This is a genomic window from Gardnerella nova (genome assembly GCF_049244055.1).
Taxonomy (GTDB): domain Bacteria; phylum Actinomycetota; class Actinomycetes; order Actinomycetales; family Bifidobacteriaceae; genus Bifidobacterium; species Bifidobacterium vaginale_H.
The window spans coordinates 597,208-616,282 of the sequence record NZ_CP058369.1; the positions used below are offsets into that span (position 1 = coordinate 597,208).

The 19,075-nt window shown below is 45.2% G+C and carries 18 protein-coding genes; 7 read left to right on the forward strand and 11 right to left on the reverse strand.

The features are described 5' to 3' along the window. Positions 1 to 4: 4 nt before the first annotated feature. The 10 genes from purB to HXT56_RS02545 form a co-directional block, all read right to left on the reverse strand. A complete protein-coding gene (purB, locus tag HXT56_RS02500; protein WP_116711696.1) occupies positions 5 to 1,447 on the reverse strand; it encodes an adenylosuccinate lyase in 1,443 nt (480 codons plus the stop codon). A 77-nt stretch (positions 1,448 to 1,524) separates the two neighbouring features. Then, positions 1,525 to 3,180, reverse strand: a complete 1,656-nt coding sequence (locus HXT56_RS02505; RefSeq protein WP_421778361.1) for an esterase/lipase family protein — start codon at positions 3,178 to 3,180, stop codon at positions 1,525 to 1,527. A gap of 2 nt (positions 3,181 to 3,182) precedes the next feature. After that, positions 3,183 to 3,371 (reverse strand): hypothetical protein, encoded by a 189-nt coding sequence (locus HXT56_RS02510; RefSeq protein WP_116711698.1) that lies wholly within the window; start codon positions 3,369 to 3,371, stop codon positions 3,183 to 3,185. Between the two features lie 119 nt (positions 3,372 to 3,490). Next, the gene (locus tag HXT56_RS02515; protein ID WP_421778362.1) at positions 3,491 to 4,087 is read right to left on the reverse strand and encodes a DUF6466 family protein; all 597 of its coding nucleotides are present in this window, start codon (positions 4,085 to 4,087) and stop codon (positions 3,491 to 3,493) included. Further along, on the reverse strand, positions 4,084 to 5,211 hold the full coding sequence (locus HXT56_RS02520) for a vWA domain-containing protein (protein WP_421778363.1): 1,128 nt from the start codon (positions 5,209 to 5,211) through the stop codon (positions 4,084 to 4,086). The genes HXT56_RS02515 and HXT56_RS02520 overlap by 4 nt, the downstream gene beginning before the upstream one ends. Next, positions 5,208 to 6,344 carry a vWA domain-containing protein gene (locus HXT56_RS02525; protein WP_421778364.1) on the reverse strand — a complete coding sequence of 379 codons (1,137 nt, stop codon included), beginning with the start codon at positions 6,342 to 6,344 and terminating at the stop codon, positions 5,208 to 5,210. The genes HXT56_RS02520 and HXT56_RS02525 overlap by 4 nt, the downstream gene beginning before the upstream one ends. Further along, positions 6,344 to 6,868: a hypothetical protein gene (locus HXT56_RS02530; protein WP_421778470.1), complete on the reverse strand. Its 525-nt coding sequence runs from the start codon at positions 6,866 to 6,868 to the stop codon at positions 6,344 to 6,346. The genes HXT56_RS02525 and HXT56_RS02530 overlap by 1 nt, the downstream gene beginning before the upstream one ends. Before the next feature lie 8 nt (positions 6,869 to 6,876). Then, on the reverse strand, positions 6,877 to 7,941 hold the full coding sequence (locus tag HXT56_RS02535) for a DUF58 domain-containing protein (protein ID WP_421778365.1): 1,065 nt from the start codon (positions 7,939 to 7,941) through the stop codon (positions 6,877 to 6,879). A gap of 5 nt (positions 7,942 to 7,946) precedes the next feature. Then, a complete protein-coding gene (locus HXT56_RS02540; RefSeq protein WP_421778471.1) occupies positions 7,947 to 9,008 on the reverse strand; it encodes an AAA family ATPase in 1,062 nt (353 codons plus the stop codon). Between the two features lie 163 nt (positions 9,009 to 9,171). Then, positions 9,172 to 9,888, reverse strand: coding sequence for a uracil-DNA glycosylase (locus HXT56_RS02545; protein ID WP_250309518.1), 717 nt, complete (start codon positions 9,886 to 9,888; stop codon positions 9,172 to 9,174). Between the two features lie 143 nt (positions 9,889 to 10,031). Here HXT56_RS02545 and HXT56_RS02550 point away from each other — a divergent pair, with 143 nt between their 5' ends. Beyond that, entirely contained in the window at positions 10,032 to 10,733 is a 702-nt protein-coding gene (locus HXT56_RS02550) for a LytR C-terminal domain-containing protein (protein WP_250309405.1), read from the forward strand. A gap of 220 nt (positions 10,734 to 10,953) precedes the next feature. Further along, the gene (gene groL / locus HXT56_RS02555; protein ID WP_421778366.1) at positions 10,954 to 12,579 is read left to right on the forward strand and encodes a chaperonin GroEL; all 1,626 of its coding nucleotides are present in this window, start codon (positions 10,954 to 10,956) and stop codon (positions 12,577 to 12,579) included. Positions 12,580 to 12,729: 150 nt separating this feature from the next. Here groL and HXT56_RS02560 read toward each other — a convergent pair whose 3' ends face one another. After that, positions 12,730 to 13,023 carry a WXG100 family type VII secretion target gene (locus tag HXT56_RS02560; RefSeq protein WP_116711708.1) on the reverse strand — a complete coding sequence of 98 codons (294 nt, stop codon included), beginning with the start codon at positions 13,021 to 13,023 and terminating at the stop codon, positions 12,730 to 12,732. A 121-nt stretch (positions 13,024 to 13,144) separates the two neighbouring features. Between HXT56_RS02560 and HXT56_RS02565 the strand changes: the two genes are divergently transcribed. From HXT56_RS02565 to HXT56_RS02585, 5 genes are all read left to right on the forward strand, one after another. Further along, entirely contained in the window at positions 13,145 to 14,014 is an 870-nt protein-coding gene (locus HXT56_RS02565) for a TPM domain-containing protein (protein ID WP_421778367.1), read from the forward strand. Between the two features lie 102 nt (positions 14,015 to 14,116). Next, positions 14,117 to 14,857 carry a response regulator transcription factor gene (locus HXT56_RS02570; RefSeq protein WP_165846018.1) on the forward strand — a complete coding sequence of 247 codons (741 nt, stop codon included), beginning with the start codon at positions 14,117 to 14,119 and terminating at the stop codon, positions 14,855 to 14,857. Between the two features lie 113 nt (positions 14,858 to 14,970). Continuing rightward, on the forward strand, positions 14,971 to 16,818 hold the full coding sequence (locus HXT56_RS02575) for a sensor histidine kinase (protein ID WP_421778472.1): 1,848 nt from the start codon (positions 14,971 to 14,973) through the stop codon (positions 16,816 to 16,818). A 232-nt stretch (positions 16,819 to 17,050) separates the two neighbouring features. After that, complete coding sequence (locus tag HXT56_RS02580; protein WP_421778368.1) at positions 17,051 to 17,440, forward strand: cold-shock protein; 390 nt, start codon at positions 17,051 to 17,053, stop codon at positions 17,438 to 17,440. A gap of 19 nt (positions 17,441 to 17,459) precedes the next feature. Beyond that, positions 17,460 to 18,959: a DUF3027 domain-containing protein gene (locus tag HXT56_RS02585; protein WP_421778369.1), complete on the forward strand. Its 1,500-nt coding sequence runs from the start codon at positions 17,460 to 17,462 to the stop codon at positions 18,957 to 18,959. Positions 18,960 to 19,075 lie beyond the last annotated feature (116 nt).

The following is a 19,075-nucleotide window of genomic DNA, read 5'->3' on the forward strand; positions in this document are numbered from 1 at the left end:
CTACCTATTGAATAAAATCCACCAATCGTGAAGCAAAACCGGTATAAGAAGCAGGAGTCATCGATTGCAATCGGGCAGTAGTAGCCTCATCAAAACCACGAGAAGCAATAAACTGCTCAACATCATCGTGCGAAATATGGCGACCACGCATCAATTCCTTCACCTGCTCGTAAGGACGCTCCATTCCAGGGACGCCAGCAATTTCTTCAGCACGCATAGCAGTTTGAATCGGCTCGCCAAGCACTTCCCAATTATCGTCCAATTCTTGAGCCATAAAATCAGCGTTAGGATGAATAGAATTCAATCCTCCCAAAAGATTATTCAGCGCAAGAAGAGCATAACCAAAAGCAGAACCAATATTTCGCTGCGTAGTCGAATCAGTAAGATCCCTCTGCCAGCGGCTTTCCGTAAGCGTTGCACACAACGTATCAAACAATGAGCAAGAAATCTCAAGATTTGCTTCGGCATTCTCAAAACGAATAGGATTAACCTTGTGTGGCATAGTAGAAGATCCAGTGGCACCCTTTACCGGCACCTGCACAAACACGCCGCGAGAAATGTACATCCACACATCTACAGCAAGATTATGCAAAATATGGTTGATATGACTCACCGTGCTGTACAACTCGGCCTGCCAATCGTGGCTTTCAATTTGCGTAGTCAAAGGATTCCAGTCAAGACCCATACGATTCTCAACAAATTCTCGTGACACGCCAACCCAATCAACCTCAGGGAATGCTGCTAAATGCGCACCAAAAGTACCAGTAGCACCATTAATCTTGCCTAAATACTCCTGAATATCAAGATGACGAAGCTGGCGCTGCAAACGGTACGCAAACACAGCCAATTCCTTACCCAGCGTAGTCGGAGTAGCAGGCTGACCATGAGTTAGAGACAACATTGGCAGATCACGGTACTCTTTTGCGTGCTCAACCAAATAATTAACTATTGCTTCCAAGTTAGGACGATACACCATCGCGACCGCTTGCTTTACACAACGCGCAATAGAAAGATTATTAATATCTTCACTCGTACACGCAAAATGCACAAGAGTCTTTAAAGAAGACAATTGCGTCGCATGATTAAGCTTACTTTCAGCTGCATCAAGCGCATCATCAATGTAATATTCAACCGCCTTAACATCATGATGCGTCACCGCTTCATGTGCTGCATGGCGAGCAATACCAGCAGAATCAAACTCCTCAGGAATAGAACGCAAGTACGCACACTCTTCCTCAGTAAGAGGGGCAACACCGTTAACGATAGGCTTGTAATGATTCCCTTCGTAACCATTAGCAAGAAGAATCATCCACTCAACTTCAACGCGCATGCGCTCGCGATTTAACGCAGGCTCACTTAAATATTCAACAAGCGCTGAAGTTTGATTATGATAACGACCATCGAGGGGAGTAAGAGCTATTGCAGGAGAAATATCAGTAAGCTTCATAATTGCAAGATTACAACATGCCACGAATTAGGCATTGCGCATTGCGCATCGTACACTTGCACACTTACAATTACGCCTCATCGCATGACTCCCTGCCACACGAAGGTACTTTGAAGCTCTCCGCGAATCGTGTTCTGAAAATGCTGCTCTTGCGACCGTATTGCTGCAGAACCTAATTGCGATGCATCTTCATACGCCGCTTTATGGTAGTGCAAATCGTGGGTGAGAGTTCCTTCTTCTGGCACATCCTCCACAAGTACGCCGTTTTCATCAAATTTCCGCTTAACTCGCGGCCCTCCTATAAAGCGCGCTACTCCACTAGGAGACATGCGTTGAGCTCCTCGAACCTGCGTAGCACGACCATGAATAGTAATCCAGTTTTTCCTCATAGGATTGTTTTTGCCATCAAGCGTTGGCACAAGCTCATCCTCCATTTCAATACTCGTAACCCATGTGCGCTTAGGAATAGGATGATTAGCAATAGGAGAACCGGCAGTGACCACATGCTTAATGTTGTACTGCTTTGCATAATCGCTTGCAATGCTTGCCGCAACAATACCACCCTGTGAATGTCCGACTAAAACTACAGGATCCTGCGGCTTAATTCCGGAACGACGCATAGCTTCAACAACCATCCTCGTACTATCAGCTTGCTTTCGCATGGAAGCAGCATTACTCATTGCTTCCAAATTTTGTTCCCACCCGAACGGGGAGTGAGGCTTCCCGTCAGTTCCTGGTATTGTAACCAACCAAGACGTAGTACCATTAGCACGCTTAAAACGTTGAACAGCAATGGTTGCGGCATCCGGATTGACGCGAGGAGGATGCACTCCAAAATTCCCATCAGCTAACTCAGTTAAGTTATCGAGCGCCTCACCCAAAGTGGCACCTTTTTTCGTAAGAACGAACTGAGGATTGCGCGAAAACTGCTCAATCTTAGTAAGATGCAGAGTATCACCTTGCATAAGGTTGTTAATTTTAGCGGTGACAAGACTTAACGCACCAGCAACGGTTGGAACTGGGGAAGTCACGTACCGCTTAGCATACTGCTTAGCTTGAGCTATAGGATTATTTTTGACAGTACCCTTCAGATTTGGTGCGATTTTACCGTGGGTACCTTGAGCACTTCCTGCAAGAAAAATAGGAAGCCCAGTAATAGGATTCAACATTATATGCTGACTGAGACCACGAATTACTCCTTGCTGAAGAGGAGCTGTCGCATGCGACCATTTAGCAACATGCTTTAAACCGGTATGTTGTCGAGCGTCATTTGCACCCGCAATAACAGCACCACCAATAATAGGTGTTGCAATCCAAGGTGCCAAAAGCGTTACTAGTGCAACCTGCTGATCGAATCGTTCCCTAGCGGCCGCTTCAGCATTAGCATACAAATTGTTCGCACGAATAATAAGAGAGGCTAAATCTTCTACAACATGCGACAAATGGCTACATTGCTGCGCATAGTGAGTGCACAAACTTGGCGTCAATTTAGACCGCGCAGCATGTGCAGTAAACACTGACGACGGATACTTGCCTACGGTATTGTTTGCCGCCGATTGCAATGCCGTGCTTTGACTTGCAATAACCATAGCTGCATGATGCCACGACGAACTTAACGACGCTAACTCTTGCGCAATGCAATACAGTTTTCTAGCAAAACCGGTGTACGCATGACTTGTTGCGGTAGCAAGTTTTACTCCGCCCACAACCGTCGATTTAACTTTCCAAGGCATAACTACATACCTCCACGAACGTCGTAGAGCGTACGAGCTTGACGCGCAAGATTTTGCATTTGTCGCCGAAAATGCTCGGCAGCAAGACCTTGCCAATCATGCAATTCTGGCGCCGTGGATTCGCTAAGAATTCTCCTGGCGCATTGTTGAGTGTTTTGTATAAGCCACTGCCATTCATAATATGTGTTCATACATAGTATTACACACACTAATTTAAGTAATGTCACGAAAAAATAGGCATTGTGGATAAAAGCTTTCTCACGAACGCTGCGCTAGGAAAATCCTACTTCAACAACACCAGCAACGCACTTTACCAAGGCTTAGTATCTTCATCGCCACTTTGTGTACGTTTCGTTGTCTTTTCTTGATTACGCTCGTCCTGCAACGATTGCTGGTCAACATGATTATTTTGCTGCAACAAGTGTTCTACCTTATTGCGCTGCTCATCGTTTAATCGCGGATCCTGCTGTGTTTGAGAATCCTTATTCTGCTGAGAAGGTTGAGAACGTTGGGAAGACTGAGTACCGTTCTGACGCTGCTGCTGGTTCTTGCGTTGAGATGAAGACGTATGCTCATTATAAATTTTTTTCTTCAACAAAGCAGTAAGTTCATAAGACAATGCGGCGTTATGATCAATATTGCTTACTAGTTTCGGCATAAGTATTATCCGCTGCGCACGCGCCTCTTCAAATTGCGCATTAGTTTGTTGCTGCTGCGTCAACAAAACCTCTTTGTCACTGTCGATACTCCTGGCAGCTTTCATATTGGCAATAAGATTATTAGTTGCAGCGTTATACGTGCATTGCGCTCGCCAATTCACAATTGCGTAGTACGCAACTACTATTGCAACAAGTATGCAAAGAGAGGCAACAATGCGTATTATTACGCGTTTAGATATACGCTTCATACTAATTTCCTCGATGTAATAAGCCACGCTACAAGTTCCCACAGTAATAAAGCCGCCGCAAGTGCCGCAAATGGCCAAATAACAGGTTCCGGCCTCAAACGAGGTTTAGCGGTTTCGTTCATGCGCCATTGGTGAGAAAGAATAGATTTTGCTTCACCGCCAATCGTTGCGTTACGCACTATATGTACGTATTTTCCGCTTAACTCGTCTGCTATGTTGCGCAGATTTTTCTCATCCAGTTTTGAAATGCCAGGCTTGCCTGTTGAGGGATCAATAACCCAGTCTTTTGATTCACTCGCATCAGTGTTCTGATCTGTGCTATCGTCGTCCAACGTAAGTTCTGTACGACCTATCGGTATGCGAGCGCCTTGAGCAGAGCCTACGCCAATAACGAAGGCATGCGTAATATAGCCTCGCAATGATGAGAATGTGCGTCGTTTGCGCTGAGTTGTTTCTTCGCCATCACTTATTACATATAAGACGGTGGTGTCGTCAGGATGAGCGTCGTGAATAGCTTTTGCGGTAAGTAACGTTTGGTCAATAGGCGCGTCAAGACTTGTTCCTTGCGCTACGTTGGTTGGTTCCGTACGAAGCGTATCTATCCAATTGTCTACGGCTTTAGCATCTGGTGTTAATGGCACATCGACACAGGTTGATGCTCCGAAGGAAATTGCAGCATAGCTTGCGTTAGCGTAGGATTTCGTGATTTGCTTTACTACTTTTCGAGCAGCGTCAATACGCGTCATGCGACCATCGTGACCATATTGCGCATCATTAGCTCGCATTGAACCGGTAATATCGAGGGCAATAATCACGTTGGTAGCATTGACTGCACGCTGTAATGTTGCTCGCATAACGCTAGGAGAAAGTGCGCAAACCATAAGCAGTAAGCAAATGACGATTCGACGTATTCGCATTGCTAACGTTTCATTAGTAAGTGTCAGGTTCCTGCGTAACGGCACTATTTCGAAGCAGATTGCAGCAAATAGCAGAAGTATTGCAATCCCTGCAACAATCCATCCGTAGGAAGGAGCGAGCACAAGTTGCCCGGCTTGCGAAGTATCAGAAGCACGCAATTGTGCCAAATTTAGTAACGATGCGGTAGAAAACATTGTTATACTCATCGCTTTATCCTCTTTGAAAGGGCAAGCCAAATTAACAAACTGACAATAGTGAGCAGCACCCATATTCCTGGATCGTCACTAAAAGCAGATTGCATATTCCCGTGAGGAATCGTGCTACGCCTCCGTTCGATTTCTTTTACCAGCGTAAGCACCGAATCCGTGTCATGTTGCGTTAGGAAGACACCGCCTTGAGATTCGATAAGATTTTTCATTTCGAGAGTAGTATCGCTGTTCTCGTTTTGTTTTGCTCCGGAATATAATCCGTCAACCCGTATTCGAGCTCTAGCAGTTAAGTCTAAAGCCTGTTTCAAAGAATATGTTGGCTTACCAGAAACTACATTATCGGTAGCAAGAACTATAGAAGCGCTGCGATTAAACCTGCTTTGAACTTTGCGAGCGTTATGAGCGGAGCCGTAAATAAATCCCGGTAGCATCGCAGCACAACTAACTAAACCATCTCCAATAAGCGACGTTGCATTTTTACGATTTTGCGTACCGTCAAGCCAATCTGAAATCTGCTGATACTGACGCTCTTGCAAATGATCAATACGATTTTGCGATTGAACGCCGCCAAGTAGGTTAGCGGCATATTGCAGCTGCTTTTTTGCCATACGATAATCGTCAGTAAGTGGGAAAACAGTTCTTGACGTCGAGTTGAAAATGCTGAGTCCAATACGTTCACCTTGAAAATGCTCAATAAAATTGAGGTACGCTTGGATAACTTCGCGATCGTAGGGGAGGGCAGATCCGGAAACGTCTAAGCAAAGCACTATATCGCGAGAGCTTACTTGTTCGTCGGCATTCAGCACTCGAGCTGGTCTGGCAGCAGTTACAAGAGCACCAACCAGCGAAATTGTAAGCATAACACTTGCGCAACGTTTCATTATGCGCCACTCATGCCAAATGCGACTCGTAACAGCACCCTGTAAATCGTCGTCAAGTGTAAAAGTATAAAAGTTGTTACTCTCACTGTGCTGATGCTCGCGATACTGTTTTTTAAGCTTTCTTTCATGCAGCATATCGCATACGAGTACTAAACCGATAAGCACTGCACTCAAAACTACTCCTGCAACCAAAAGTAGTGGCCACTGCCATTTCCAAGGCCATAATGCTTCCCACCAATTTTTACTCATCAGCGTTGCCCCCTGGCATTCCACCCCTCGAGTAACGCCAACACCCAGCCAGCAGCCTGCTCAACACTGGTATTTCGCGCCTGCTCGTTTTCTTCACTGTCTGCAAATTCCGGAGGATACAATGCTGCTATGGTTTGTCGCAACATATCGGCACCTTTTTTGTTACGCCATTTAAGACGAAGTGAACTTAATTCGCCCAACGTGTGCGTATTAATATCCTCCCCACTCAACAGGGAAACGTAAGTTCTTGCCACAGCTGCTAATTGTGCGCAAGCTTGATCTTGGCTCAACTCGTTTTGATTGTATTGCTGCACAATATTATCTATTTCTTTGCGCCATGCTTGTTTATGAGCATTGTGAACGTGCACAGCGTCTTGTGTAGCGTGAGAATTATTGCTCAGCGTCGTCGATCTCTTGAAGGTAAAGTACAACAATACGCCCGCGATAATTATTACTAGCAAGGTCGCTGCTAAAAGGCTTACGAATAATGTTTCGTCGTGGAGTTGACCGTGAATTTGTGACATACTCACTACTATTCGTCCTCCTTGCGTAACAGGGAGACACTGCGAGTTGAAGTTTGACTTATGACTTTTGCGGCCGCATAGAATACTTCTTCGCTTGTTTTCCCGCAAATAAGTGAAGTGTTGGCGTTAAGTAACATGTCGTGCAAAGCATTGTTGTTCATTTCCCTGCGCGCTTCAATTTCCTTCTTAGTGTACTGATTTTGCAAAAAAGCAGGGATTTTGCGCAAAGTTACGCCATCGTGCAACAGCATTGAGCAAGTTTGATCGCAAGGATTAACCGGACATAGCGAAACAACAATCAGTTGGTGCGTTTGCGTAAGTTTTTTCAAAAGCTCAGTATGATGAGCTTTGATAGCGTACTCGTCACTAATAAATACTATGAGGTTGTTACGGCCGGCGGTTTTTTCAGTAGCAGTAATCAAAGCCTCAATATTCCTGGCATTGCTACGAGCCTTGAATAGTGTGCAATCAAGATTGCGTTCAAAGTCTGAAAGATTTCTAGCAGCTTTTACAGTAAGCAAATTGTCGCCGTCTGCACACAGTAGTGAGACGGCGTCGTGTCGCTTCAAACTTAACAAAGCAAAAAAACATGCAGCATTAGAAGCAACCTCATACAACGTTTCCTGAGAATTGCAAGCTCCATTCATATTGATGCTCGCGTCCATCACAATCCATGTTTGTGAAGACGAAGTTCTTTCGCGTGAGGAAACCATAGGCTGACCGCTTCGTGCACTGGCAGACCAGTTCATCATGCGAGCCTCATCTCCAGGCTGCCAAGCATGAATGTCAATAACGTCACCGTTGCCGAAGCGCTTATGAGAGGGATGGTCACCTTCTAGCAATCCTAAAGCTTTACGCGCAATAGGTAAATCGATACGCTGATCTAGAGACTCAATTTTACGGCGTACTGCTGCAGCTGGCTTTGACAACGTCAGTCGCCTAATACGAGAAGATACCGATATTTGATCCACACTATTAGCAACCATTGATGGTATCTTTCCATGATTCTTTAAACTTACTGCAGCATTAAAAGATTGTGTCTTTTGCTTACGAGCAGCTTGTTTTCGACTCATAGATATCATGGCACAGGAACCGTCTTTACCAGTGCGTCAATAACTTGATCAGTGCTGATAGCATCTGCCAGCGCCTCAAAAGTTAAAAGAATACGGTGTCTGAGGACTTCGTGCGCAAAAAGCTTCACATCTTCGGGAATAACATAGTCTCGTCCCGAAAGTAGTGCATGAGCTTGAGCAATGCGAATAAGAGCGATTGATGCACGCGGGCTAGCACCCATGCGTACGAGCGAACTAATAGTTGGTAGTGGGTGTGTGCCCTTGCCACGAGAAGTCGCAACAAGATCGACAGCATATTTCATTACTGCTTCAGAAACGTGAATATGGCGTGCTGCGGAACGCATAAACACAACGTCTTGCAAACTAATACGTTGGCTACTTAACGTTGCGGGATCCACAACATCCGACCCACGTTGAGTGAGCAACTGCAACATTCGCACTTCCTCATCAGGCTGAGGATAGGTCATAACAGCTTTCACCATAAAACGATCCATTTGAGCTTCAGGAAGATTAAACGTTCCTTCTTCCTCAATCGGGTTCTGCGTAGCAATAACCATGTATGGTTGAGGCAAAGCAATTCGTTCGCCGCCAATGGTGGTTGCGCCTTCAGCCATAGCTTCCAACATTGCTGACTGAGTTTTTGCGTTGGAGCGGTTAATTTCGTCGAGCAAAATAACATTGGCGTGTATAGGGCCTATTTGCGTAGTAAAACGTTGCGACGCAAAATCAAACACTTGCGTACCAACTAAATCAGCCGGCATTAAGTCAGGAGTGCACTGAACTCTTCGGAAACTTCCCGACATTGCGGTAGCAAGCGTTTGTGCCGCAGTAGTTTTTGCAAGACCAGGCACAGATTCAATAAGAATATGACCCCCTGCAATAAGCGTAAGAATAAGGGATTCACGCAATGATTCTTGTCCAACTAAAGTCTGCGCAAAACGCGAGCGCAAAACGTTAGCAATCTGCTGGCAACGGCGTATATCTTCATGTGAAACACTCGTTGGCGTCTGCTTGTGTGCAGTAGGAGGTTGCAGTACCGATGCACCTGTAAGTGGGTTAGCAGTCATGTCTAATGAGCTACCTGTTGATTGTTTTTTCGGTTGCGGTGGAAATAATGCCATGTTCCCCATGGTAGACGATATGCAGTACCGACACCTGCAAAAATCAGCATTACACTGAGCAATACTGCAGTGACGCTATGGTGAAATGTAAGAACTTAATAGTACGAGCCTATACCTCTTGGGAAGAAAGAGACCAGTCGATTGGTGAAGCTCCCATGTTTATAAGTGCTTGATTTGCTCTTGAGAAGGGGTGCGAACCAAAGAATCCTCTCATTGCAGAAAGAGGACTTGGGTGTGGGGAAGTTATGAGTACTGCGTTAGTAAGTAACGGAGCTAAGCTTTGTGCGTTTCGTCCCCACAGAATAGCTACTAACGGTAATGGTTTACCGTTGGCATCGCTTCTATTGTTAAGTGCGCGAATAGCTGCGTCCGTTACTATTTCCCAGCCCTTTCCTTGATGACTGTTTGCTTTCCCAGCTTCTACAGTGAGGCAACGGTTGAGTAACATAACACCTTGCCGAGTCCACGGCGTTAAGTCTCCGCTTTCCGGAGTAGGTATATTAAGATCCGTAGTTAATTCTTTATAAATATTGATAAGACTTTTTGGCAATGGGCGAACTTGGGGAGCAGTGCAAAAACTTAAGCCCACCGGATGCCCCGGAGTAGGATACGGATCTTGTCCAACTATTAAAACTTTTATGCTGTTGAGTGGAATACTAAACGCTCGCAAAATATTGCGACTTGCGGGAAGAATATGATGTCCCTGAGCGATTTGTTCGCGTAAAAAATCTCCCATCGCTCGTATCTGAGGCTCTACAGGCGTTAAAGCCTTCGCCCAATCCGGGTCCATAAGTTCTTCTAACGGTTTAATATGCTTAGCATTCATATTGCTACTGTATGTCATGGCATATATGTGCCTAAACAAATCATAATGGTTGTGTCTTTTATGAAATTCCAATTGTGCTTTGTGCTCAGCATTCGGTAGTATGGACACATATTGTTTGATGATTTTGTTGGAGGAATGCAATTATGGCGCGAAATAAGCAGAACGTGTCGTATACGCCTGACGCTTTTGATGAGCCACCGGAGGGCCCTGTCGGCGTGCACCGCGGAAATCTCGCATGGTATGCCATATTGCTTCCTTATGTTGCGGTGTTGGTTTCTGCTGCTGTAGCCGGTTTTATTGTGTGGGCAGTGTTATCTGGTGAGATTTCGCATCTTCCATTGCCTTGGAATCATACTCAGCAAATTTCGCAACAAAAAACAGTTAAAAAGACTGATGCTGAGAAGCCAAAAGATGATGAAGATGACGATGATTCAGCTGACGCCGACACTAACAGCAGTGACAATTCGCAAGCCAATAGTTCAACTAAGGCAAGTAAAAAAGACGCTGACAGTGCTAATAAAAAAGACACTGGCAACACTAAAGACACTGCTGCAACTCAATCTTCATCTCAAGCGCCTATCGATAAGTCTGTTGCAGTTCGAGTAATCAATGCAACTAATATCACAGGCCATGCTGCACAAAGTGCTAACAAGTTGAAGCAAAATGGATATACGAACGTCACTGCAGCTAACCCAACAGGTAAGGTTCCTACGAATTCTGTAGTTTGGTATAAAGACGAGTCTCAACGAGCTGCTGCACAAGATATTGCAAAAGCTTTGGGCATTAGTGCTGTTGAAAGTTCTCAAGACATCGTTATGCCAGTTGTGGTTGTGCTGTGCAAGTGATTGTTTTCCAAACTTACTTTTATAAATAACTTATTATTGTTGCCGGTTGGTGTTTTCCAACCGGCTTTTTTATTAATAAACGCCAAAAAGTTGGCACTCGGGGGCAGAGAGTGCTAATCTTCAAATTAGCACTCAAGTCTCGTGAGTGATAACGAGCAGCTGACGGCTCGTAGCTCAAGACTGCAGTGAATAGTCCATAAATAACGTATGTGGAGGAATAATGGCAAAGATTATTGCCTATGAAGAGGACGCCCGTCAGGGTATGCTCGCAGGTCTCGATAAGCTTGCAGATACAGTCAAAGTAACACTTGGCCCAAAGGGTCGCAATGTTGTGCTTGACAAGGCTTATGGTGCTCCAACCATTACTAACGATGGTGTTTCTATCGCTAAAGAAATTGATCTTGAAGACCCATATGAGCGTATTGGCGCCGAACTGGTGAAGGAAGTTGCTAAGAAGACTGATGACGTTGCTGGCGACGGTACTACTACCGCTACTGTGCTTGCTCAGTCTTTGGTGCACGAAGGTTTGAAGAACGTTGTTGCCGGTAGCAACCCAATCGCGCTTCGTCGCGGAATTGAGAAGGCTGCTGAAGCAATTGTCAAGCAACTGCTTGCTTCTGCTAAGGATGTAGAAACTAAGGAGCAAATTGCTGCTACCGCTACTATTTCCGCAGCAGATCCTGAAGTTGGTGAAAAGATTGCTGAAGCCTTGGATAAGGTCGGCCAGGACGGTGTTGTTACCGTTGAAGACAACAACAAGTTTGGTCTTGACTTGGACTTCACTGAAGGCATGCGTTTTGACAAGGGTTATATTTCCCCTTACTTCGTCACTAATGCTGACGATCAAACCGCTGTGCTTGAAGATCCTTACATTTTGCTCACTTCCGGTAAGGTTTCTAGCCAGCAGGATATCGTTCATATTGCTGAACTTGTTATGAAGTCCGGCAAGCCTTTGCTCATCATTGCTGAAGACGTTGATGGTGAAGCGTTGCCAACTTTGGTACTCAACAAGATTCGTGGCACTTTCAACACGGTTGCTGTAAAAGCTCCAGGATTTGGCGATCGTCGTAAGGCCATGTTGCAGGATATGGCAATTTTGACCGGTGCTCAGGTTGTTTCTGACGATCTTGGCTTGAAGCTCGATTCTATTGATGCTTCTGTATTCGGTCACGCAGCTAAGGTGATTGTCTCCAAGGATGAGACGACTATCGTTTCCGGCGCTGGCTCTAAGGAAGATGTTGATGCTCGAGTGGCTCAGATTCGCGCTGAAATCGAGAACACTGATTCTGATTACGATCGCGAAAAGCTTCAAGAGCGTCTTGCTAAGCTCGCTGGCGGCGTAGCTGTTATTAAGGTTGGCGCTGCTACTGAAGTTGAAGCTAAGGAACGTAAGCATCGTATTGAAGATGCTGTTCGTAATGCTAAGGCTGCTATTGAGGAAGGCTTGCTTCCAGGTGGCGGCGTAGCCCTTGTTCAGGCTGCTGCAAAGGTTGAAAAGACTGCTGCAATCACCGATCTTAAGGGTGAGGAAGCTACTGGCGCTGCCATCGTGTTCCGCGCTGTAGAAGCTCCAATCAAGCAGATTGCTCAGAACTCTGGTGTTTCTGGTGACGTTGTACTTAACAAGGTACGTGAACTTCCAGAAGGCGAAGGCTTTAATGCTGCAACCAACACTTATGAAGATTTGATGGCTGCTGGCGTTACTGACCCAGTGAAGGTAACTCGCTCTGCACTTCAGAACGCTGCTTCTATTGCTGGCTTGTTCTTGACCACTGAAGCTGTGGTTGCAAACAAGCCTGAGAAGCCAGCTGCAGCACCACAAGCCGGCGCTGACATGGGCTACTAAATCGAAAGCTGATTTGCGGTTAGCTTTATAAATACTATTTGTTATTTGTAAAGTAGTGAATAGAAAAATGGCGGCACGCTTTTAGGGGCGGTCGCCATTTTTATTTCGTTTTATTTCGTTTCACACATGCATATTGTGATTTCGCATGCGTCAGCCCATGCCGAATAGCGATGTCGCTTGCGTTTCTGCGTCAAGATACACTCCAGACGCTTGCTGCATAGCTTGCTGAATCGCTTCAAGAGACTGTTCCATCTGCTGCTGTGCTGCACGCCATTGCTGTGCTGTTGATGCAAACTGTGTAGCTGCGCTACCTGTCCACACACTTTGCAACTGCTGTAAATTGGCATACATTCCGTTAACGGCTTGTCTAATTGAGTTAACCGAAGTGCCAACTGCTGCAGCAGCTTGCTGAATTTGTTCTGAATCAACCCGAAATTGTGCCATATTTCCCCCTAATATTTAGCTTGTGTAAGCGTTTGTGTATTTACTGCAGCACTACACTGGCAAGACTCAAAAGGTATAGTGTGTTGTGTCTGCTTGTGTAATGTCACGGTATGATGAATATATGCCATCAACAAAGTATGCGAAAGATTTTTCCGCGCATGTGGTTAAAAGCTTGTCACTTATCCACATTTTTAACTGCTGCCCACACAATACTCACACAGCACCCATGCGTACAAGAATCATACTTATTGCCGTCGTATCATGCTTACTTAACGTTATTGCATTACTTCCTTTAGATTGCATAGTTTCCGCAGTATCGTTGTCCGCACACGTAACAACAGCAGAACGAACAGCTACTTCGCAATTGCCAATAAATTCATTCCTGTCAGGAACGGCTTACGCTGCCGACAATTCGCAAAATTCCGGTATTGTTGCAACCGATTCAATTACCGATACAGAAAATCTACTAGGTGATTCGGTAACTAAAGTTTCCGACATGATTGCTGAAACAAAAAAGCGTACAGGAGTTACGGTAAAGCTGCTCTACTTATCGACTTTTGGCAATACGAATAATCCTTCACAATGGGCGAGTGATCTTCTTACAAGCACATTACCTGCCCGAAATACAGTGTTGCTGGCTGTAGCTACTCACGACGGGCGACTAGTAGTTGCAGTATCTCCTAATTCTGACGAATGGTTGAAAAGTAAAAGAACAGCTGATACGCTATCCGACGCAGCATACCGACCATTAGTGAGTACATCCGGATCTCACTGGGATCAATCCGCAATAATGATGATGCAACAGATTATTCGTTCAAAACGTACCGCTACCACTACGTCAGCAAGCCTGTTGTCTACTCTTGTTATGTTGGTAATACTGCTGGTGCTGTGCGTTATGGTGACGGTTCTGTTACTTCGTAAGCGTTATATTCAACGCCAAATTTTAGCTGGCAAAAGAAAAGCTCGCAGGCGACACGCAAGACATCGCTAAAGTCGTTTTATGCGGGGAATTTACCTGTTTTTAGAAAATACCTCGTTTTATTTTCAGTATTTATTCAGGAAACATTCAGCTTCATAAGTGATGCTAATCAGTATGAGTAAGAACGTTGAAGCATCTATTGTTGTGGTCGATGACGAACCATCAATTCGCGAGCTTTTAGTGGCATCTTTACATTTCGCAGGTTTTGAGGTGGAAACAGCGGCATCGGGGTCTGAAGCCGTTGAAGTTATAGAACGAGTAAAACCTGACCTTATCGTCATGGATGTTATGCTCCCAGACATTGATGGTTTCACTGTCACAAGGCGTATTCGTCAAAACGGCATCACAGTTCCTGTGTTATTCCTCACAGCTAGGGATGATACGCAAGATAAGATTATGGGTCTGACCGTTGGTGGAGACGATTACGTCACTAAACCGTTTAGCTTGGAAGAACTAGTAGCAAGAATCCGTGCTATTCTTCGCCGAACCCAAGAACAGGATGAACAAACTCCTGTTATTCGTGTAGCAGACCTTGAGATTAACGAGGATTCCCACGACGTAACGAGAAGTGGCGTACCTATCGAACTCAGTCCAACAGAATACAAGCTCTTGCACTACTTAATGGACAACGAAGGTCGCGTATTATCAAAAAGCCAAATTTTGAACCACGTTTGGCAATATGATTGGGGCGGTGACGCAGCTATCGTAGAATCCTATATTTCGTACCTTCGTAAAAAAGTTGATGGTATTGAAATCACTGACGAACATGGCAATCTTCAAAAAGTGGTCCCACTTATTGAAACCAAGCGCGGCATTGGTTATATGATTCGCGAACCGAAGGCAGGTCAAGCCTGATTATGCGAAGCAATAATCAAAAAGACGACAAGCAAAGCAAACCTAAAGGTAGTGGAGCTGAAAGTAGCGCAGACAAAAACAAGGATTCGCAAAAAGCTGTTGGCAAAAGCATAATGGTATTACCGGGTTCAGTTGCCACTGCGAACGATAAACCCCGCAAAACATGCTGGCTAAAAAGACGCATAAGCACAATCCCGCTGAGCACTCGTTTGGTAGCATGCACGTTGGTAGTGTTAACTGTGGCAGCGTTTTGTATTTCTTTGTCAATTCGTCAGTTGGTTGGTAATTACTTGCTGGAAAAAACTGACGCCCAGCTCACTGACCAAGCGCAGCTTATTTACGACAATATTGGCATGCTGCGTACGAAAGATAGTAACCAATCGACAGCGGGGCCTAACGATTATTTCCTACAAATTAGGGATACAAATAACAAAATTATAGCTACGCCGTTAATTCCTAAACTCAGGGGAGACTTGGTAGCCATGCCGAAACTCCCAGCTAACGGTTCCGCTAACAAAGGCGTCGTTACCCGCAAGCCTTATACGGCTCCATCTCGCATAAAAGGTAATACCAGTGGTATTGACGAATCTACTATAAAAGCTGCTCGCGCACCATGGCGAGTACTCGTATTAACGTGGGGGTCACCAAACGAGTACAATTCAGATACGCATATTCAAGGTTTTGTCTATATTGCGTTATCGCTTAGCGATCAGCTCGATACAGTTAATACGCTTACACGCTACTGCATTATGGTAAGTATTGCCGTCATTTTGCTAGGAGCAGTATTCGCAGCACTCATAATCCAGTCTACTCTTGGACCGTTGAAACGAATTGAAAAAACAGCTTCGAAGATTGCTTCAGGCGATTTAAGCAGGCGAGTTCCTGCAGCGCCAGAAAACACTGAGGTTGGATCTTTAGCGGCTTCTCTTAACTCCATGCTCGCCAGAATTGAGCGTGGCTTTAACGAGCAAGAAGCAATGACTGAAAAAATGAAACGATTTGTTTCTGACGCAAGCCATGAATTACGAACGCCACTTGCAGCAATTCACGGCTACGCGGAGCTGTACACAATGTGGCGAAGCATGCCTGGTGAACAGGAGAGAGCTGACGATTCTATCGCTCATATTAAAGCCTCTAGTGAACGTATGACCGAACTTGTTGAAGATTTACTTTCTTTGGCACGCTTCGACGAAGGACGTGGCATTAATATTTCTCAGCAGGTGAGTTTGTCTCCAATTCTTTCTGATGCAGCTAATGATTTACACGCATTAGATCCAGTTAGATCAGTTCAACAAGGTACGCTGACACTTTCTGATGAGTGGAAGCTTATGAATTGTACCAACTGCAATTTTGAGCGCAAACTATTATTCCACAGCGGCAAACTTCCTAACGTCACTCTTTTGGGAGATGGCGCAAGACTACGTCAAGTAATGACGAATATTGTTGGAAATATTCATCGTTACACGCCAAGTGATTCTCCTGTAGAAATTGCCATGGGTGTGATGAAAGCTTCTATTTCGCCTGATGACTTGTCGCGTATGCCTTCTGTAAGCCAATCCTTAAAAGAATTTTTGGAAGCTGCCGAAGTAAGTCAGTCGACTAATACCGGTAATAATTACGCCGTAATTCGCGTAGTTGATCATGGACCAGGCGTTCCGGAAGAATCACTTTCGCGCATTTTTGAACGTTTTTATATTGCTGATCCTTCTCGAGCGAGAGAAAAGGGCGGTACCGGCTTAGGCATGGCTATCGCTCAATCAGTAGTTAAAGCGCACCACGGGTTTATTTGTGCAACAATTTCTAATCCTTTGACTATTTGTGCCACAAACGCAGAAAACGCTACGAATTCCGACGATGATACCATGGATGGTTCTGAAAACCTCGACATTACGCAGCATGGTCTAACTCTTACGGTTGTGTTGCCTGTAACTGAAGTTGAGGATACAACGAAACAGTCGTAACGGCATGACTAAATGCTGTTAATTCGTGCGTGTAACGCGCCTGTTTCTTCGTTACTCATAGCGAAAGGTTCGTTTGCCCGCGTGTATGCGCTACAATGATATAAGCGATACAAGTAATAACCAATATTTGGTACACTGTCCATAGCCGTTTCACGCATCAAACGCAGGTTTTTCTGCTTCGCGTAGCGCGCTGTGAGATATGAGTGTGGATATTATGTGAGTGAGGTGTGTTATGCCCAATGGGCGTGTGCGTTGGTACGATACGCGGAAGGGGTACGGCTTTATTGCTAGCGACGACGGGAAGGATGTTTTCCTGCCTGCCGCAGCGCTGCCTGCTACCATAAAAACATTGCACAAAGGTACCCGCGTTGAATTTTCGGTAATTGAAGGACGCAAAGGCCCACAAGCCATGGGTCTTAATGTAATTGCCGCTACACCCTCATTGGTAAAAGCAACTCGTCCTAAAGCAGAAGATATGGCAGCCATCGTTGAGGATCTTATCAAACTCCTCGATTCAGCTGGCAATGGATTGCGTCGTCGTCATTATCCTTCGGCCGCCGAAAGCAAAAAACTTGCTACATTGTTGCGTGCTGTAGCCGATAATTTTGACGTTCAGGAATAGTGTTCAGGAAATAGTATTGATGACTGATGAAGTGATGGATCCGCAAAAGCTTGCGCTTAGCGTAGCTGTGGAAACTTCAGAACGCACAGACGCTGTTGGCGATTTTGTAACTTCGATAGACCTTGGTGATGGAGTTACCGATTTTCGTTTTGTAAGCAAGCTAGTTGGTTACGAAGGGTGGCAATGGTCCGTCACCTTGTATCACGATGAAGAATTGCAGCGCTGGACGGTTAACGAATCCACGTTAATTCCTACAGATGATTCGCTGCTGCCACCTCCATGGATTCCATGGAAGGATCGTTTAAAGCCAAGCGATCTTTCAGTTATGGATACTATGGGGACAGAAGAAGACGATCCTCGCCTTGAAGATGGTTTCCGTCCAACCCGTCGCATTGAGCTCGAGCTAACAAACTCTAGCGAAGACAGTGAAGCAAAAACTGAAGAAGGAAACGACAATACTGTTATTTCGGAAGGCAATGCCACCGTTTCAGACGGCGTGGCTTCAGAAAATAGTGTTTCAGAAGATAGTACTTCAGAAGGTGACGTTTCAGAAAATAGTGCGGAATACCCAGCCACCGATGAAAATCAGCCTGAAAAATCTCAAAATCTTACTGAGCAGCAGGATTCTCAAGTACTATCCGATGAAGACGAAGATCTTGAGGAAGCAGTATCAACTCTGCGATTGTCTCGCAGACGAGTGATGACAGCTGAAGCCCTTTCACAAACGGCTAAACGCTGGTATTCCGGGCAGCACGGACCAAAATCGCTATCAACAAAAGTAGCTGATGGTAAAGCATGCTCTTCCTGTGGTTTTATGATTCCGCTAGCCGGAAGCTTAGGTTCCATGTTTGGAGTGTGTGCAAACATGTGGAGTCCGGACGATGGGCGAGTGGTATCACTCGATCACGCCTGCGGCGAGCATTCAGACATTGAACCTCCTGAACCGTCTCAGCTATGGATACAGTCGGCACCAGCCTACGACGATTATCATATTGACATTCTTCAGCAAGCACCTCGCGATGAACGTGCAGATGTTGAACTTATTGAGGAAGCTATTGAGGATAGTAAAGAAAATCGCCGCAGAAAGCGTAAAGTAGCCAATAGAACTCATGACGAAAAGTCAAGTGCTAAAAAAGTATTAGCGGAAACTTCTGAAACCGCTGAAACCACTGGAACAACTGATAAAACAGTTGACGCAGAAACAGCAACGACGACTAAGACACCAGAGCAGCAGTCTGTAACCCAAACAGATTGCAGTAGCGACAGCAATCTTCACACAGTCGAAGCTCAAGGGTCTAAAGAACAATCGGAACAATCGGAACAGCTTGTGCAGCAAGATCGTGTGGAAACTGTAACGCAAGATGCCGAAGTTGACAGAGCTATCGATACTGTCGATATTAATGACACTATCGATACTCAACAAGTTGACGAAACCACGCAAACGAAAAATCGCGCTCGTTCTACAGCTTCTGCGGCAATGCACTTATACAAAAGGAAATCCCGCAGGCAACACAAGTAGATAGTAAGTATTGGTCTATTCGCATACATAGCACGTACATAGTCACGTACATAGGGGGTAACTTCGCGTCATGGCGACTCGTTACCATAGAACGAAGGAAAAGAACGGAAGGCAGT

Bases quoted from the DNA above. Each gene is read 5' to 3' on its own strand.
- purB (WP_116711696.1), bottom strand. From the start codon at position 1,447: ATGAAGCTTACTGATATTTCTCCTGCAATAGCTCTTACTCCCCTCGAT.
- HXT56_RS02505 (WP_421778361.1), bottom strand. From the start codon at position 3,180: ATGCCTTGGAAAGTTAAATCGACGGTTGTGGGCGGAGTAAAACTTGCT.
- HXT56_RS02510 (WP_116711698.1), bottom strand. From the start codon at position 3,371: ATGAACACATATTATGAATGGCAGTGGCTTATACAAAACACTCAACAA.
- HXT56_RS02515 (WP_421778362.1), bottom strand. From the start codon at position 4,087: ATGAAGCGTATATCTAAACGCGTAATAATACGCATTGTTGCCTCTCTT.
- HXT56_RS02520 (WP_421778363.1), bottom strand. From the start codon at position 5,211: ATGAGTATAACAATGTTTTCTACCGCATCGTTACTAAATTTGGCACAA.
- HXT56_RS02525 (WP_421778364.1), bottom strand. From the start codon at position 6,344: ATGAGTAAAAATTGGTGGGAAGCATTATGGCCTTGGAAATGGCAGTGG.
- HXT56_RS02530 (WP_421778470.1), bottom strand. From the start codon at position 6,868: ATGTCACAAATTCACGGTCAACTCCACGACGAAACATTATTCGTAAGC.
- HXT56_RS02535 (WP_421778365.1), bottom strand. From the start codon at position 7,941: ATGAGTCGAAAACAAGCTGCTCGTAAGCAAAAGACACAATCTTTTAAT.
- HXT56_RS02540 (WP_421778471.1), bottom strand. From the start codon at position 9,008: ATGACTGCTAACCCACTTACAGGTGCATCGGTACTGCAACCTCCTACT.
- HXT56_RS02545 (WP_250309518.1), bottom strand. From the start codon at position 9,888: ATGAATGCTAAGCATATTAAACCGTTAGAAGAACTTATGGACCCGGAT.
- HXT56_RS02550 (WP_250309405.1), top strand. From the start codon at position 10,032: ATGGCGCGAAATAAGCAGAACGTGTCGTATACGCCTGACGCTTTTGAT.
- groL (WP_421778366.1), top strand. From the start codon at position 10,954: ATGGCAAAGATTATTGCCTATGAAGAGGACGCCCGTCAGGGTATGCTC.
- HXT56_RS02560 (WP_116711708.1), bottom strand. From the start codon at position 13,023: ATGGCACAATTTCGGGTTGATTCAGAACAAATTCAGCAAGCTGCTGCA.
- HXT56_RS02565 (WP_421778367.1), top strand. From the start codon at position 13,145: ATGCCATCAACAAAGTATGCGAAAGATTTTTCCGCGCATGTGGTTAAA.
- HXT56_RS02570 (WP_165846018.1), top strand. From the start codon at position 14,117: ATGAGTAAGAACGTTGAAGCATCTATTGTTGTGGTCGATGACGAACCA.
- HXT56_RS02575 (WP_421778472.1), top strand. From the start codon at position 14,971: ATGGTATTACCGGGTTCAGTTGCCACTGCGAACGATAAACCCCGCAAA.
- HXT56_RS02580 (WP_421778368.1), top strand. From the start codon at position 17,051: ATGCCCAATGGGCGTGTGCGTTGGTACGATACGCGGAAGGGGTACGGC.
- HXT56_RS02585 (WP_421778369.1), top strand. From the start codon at position 17,460: ATGACTGATGAAGTGATGGATCCGCAAAAGCTTGCGCTTAGCGTAGCT.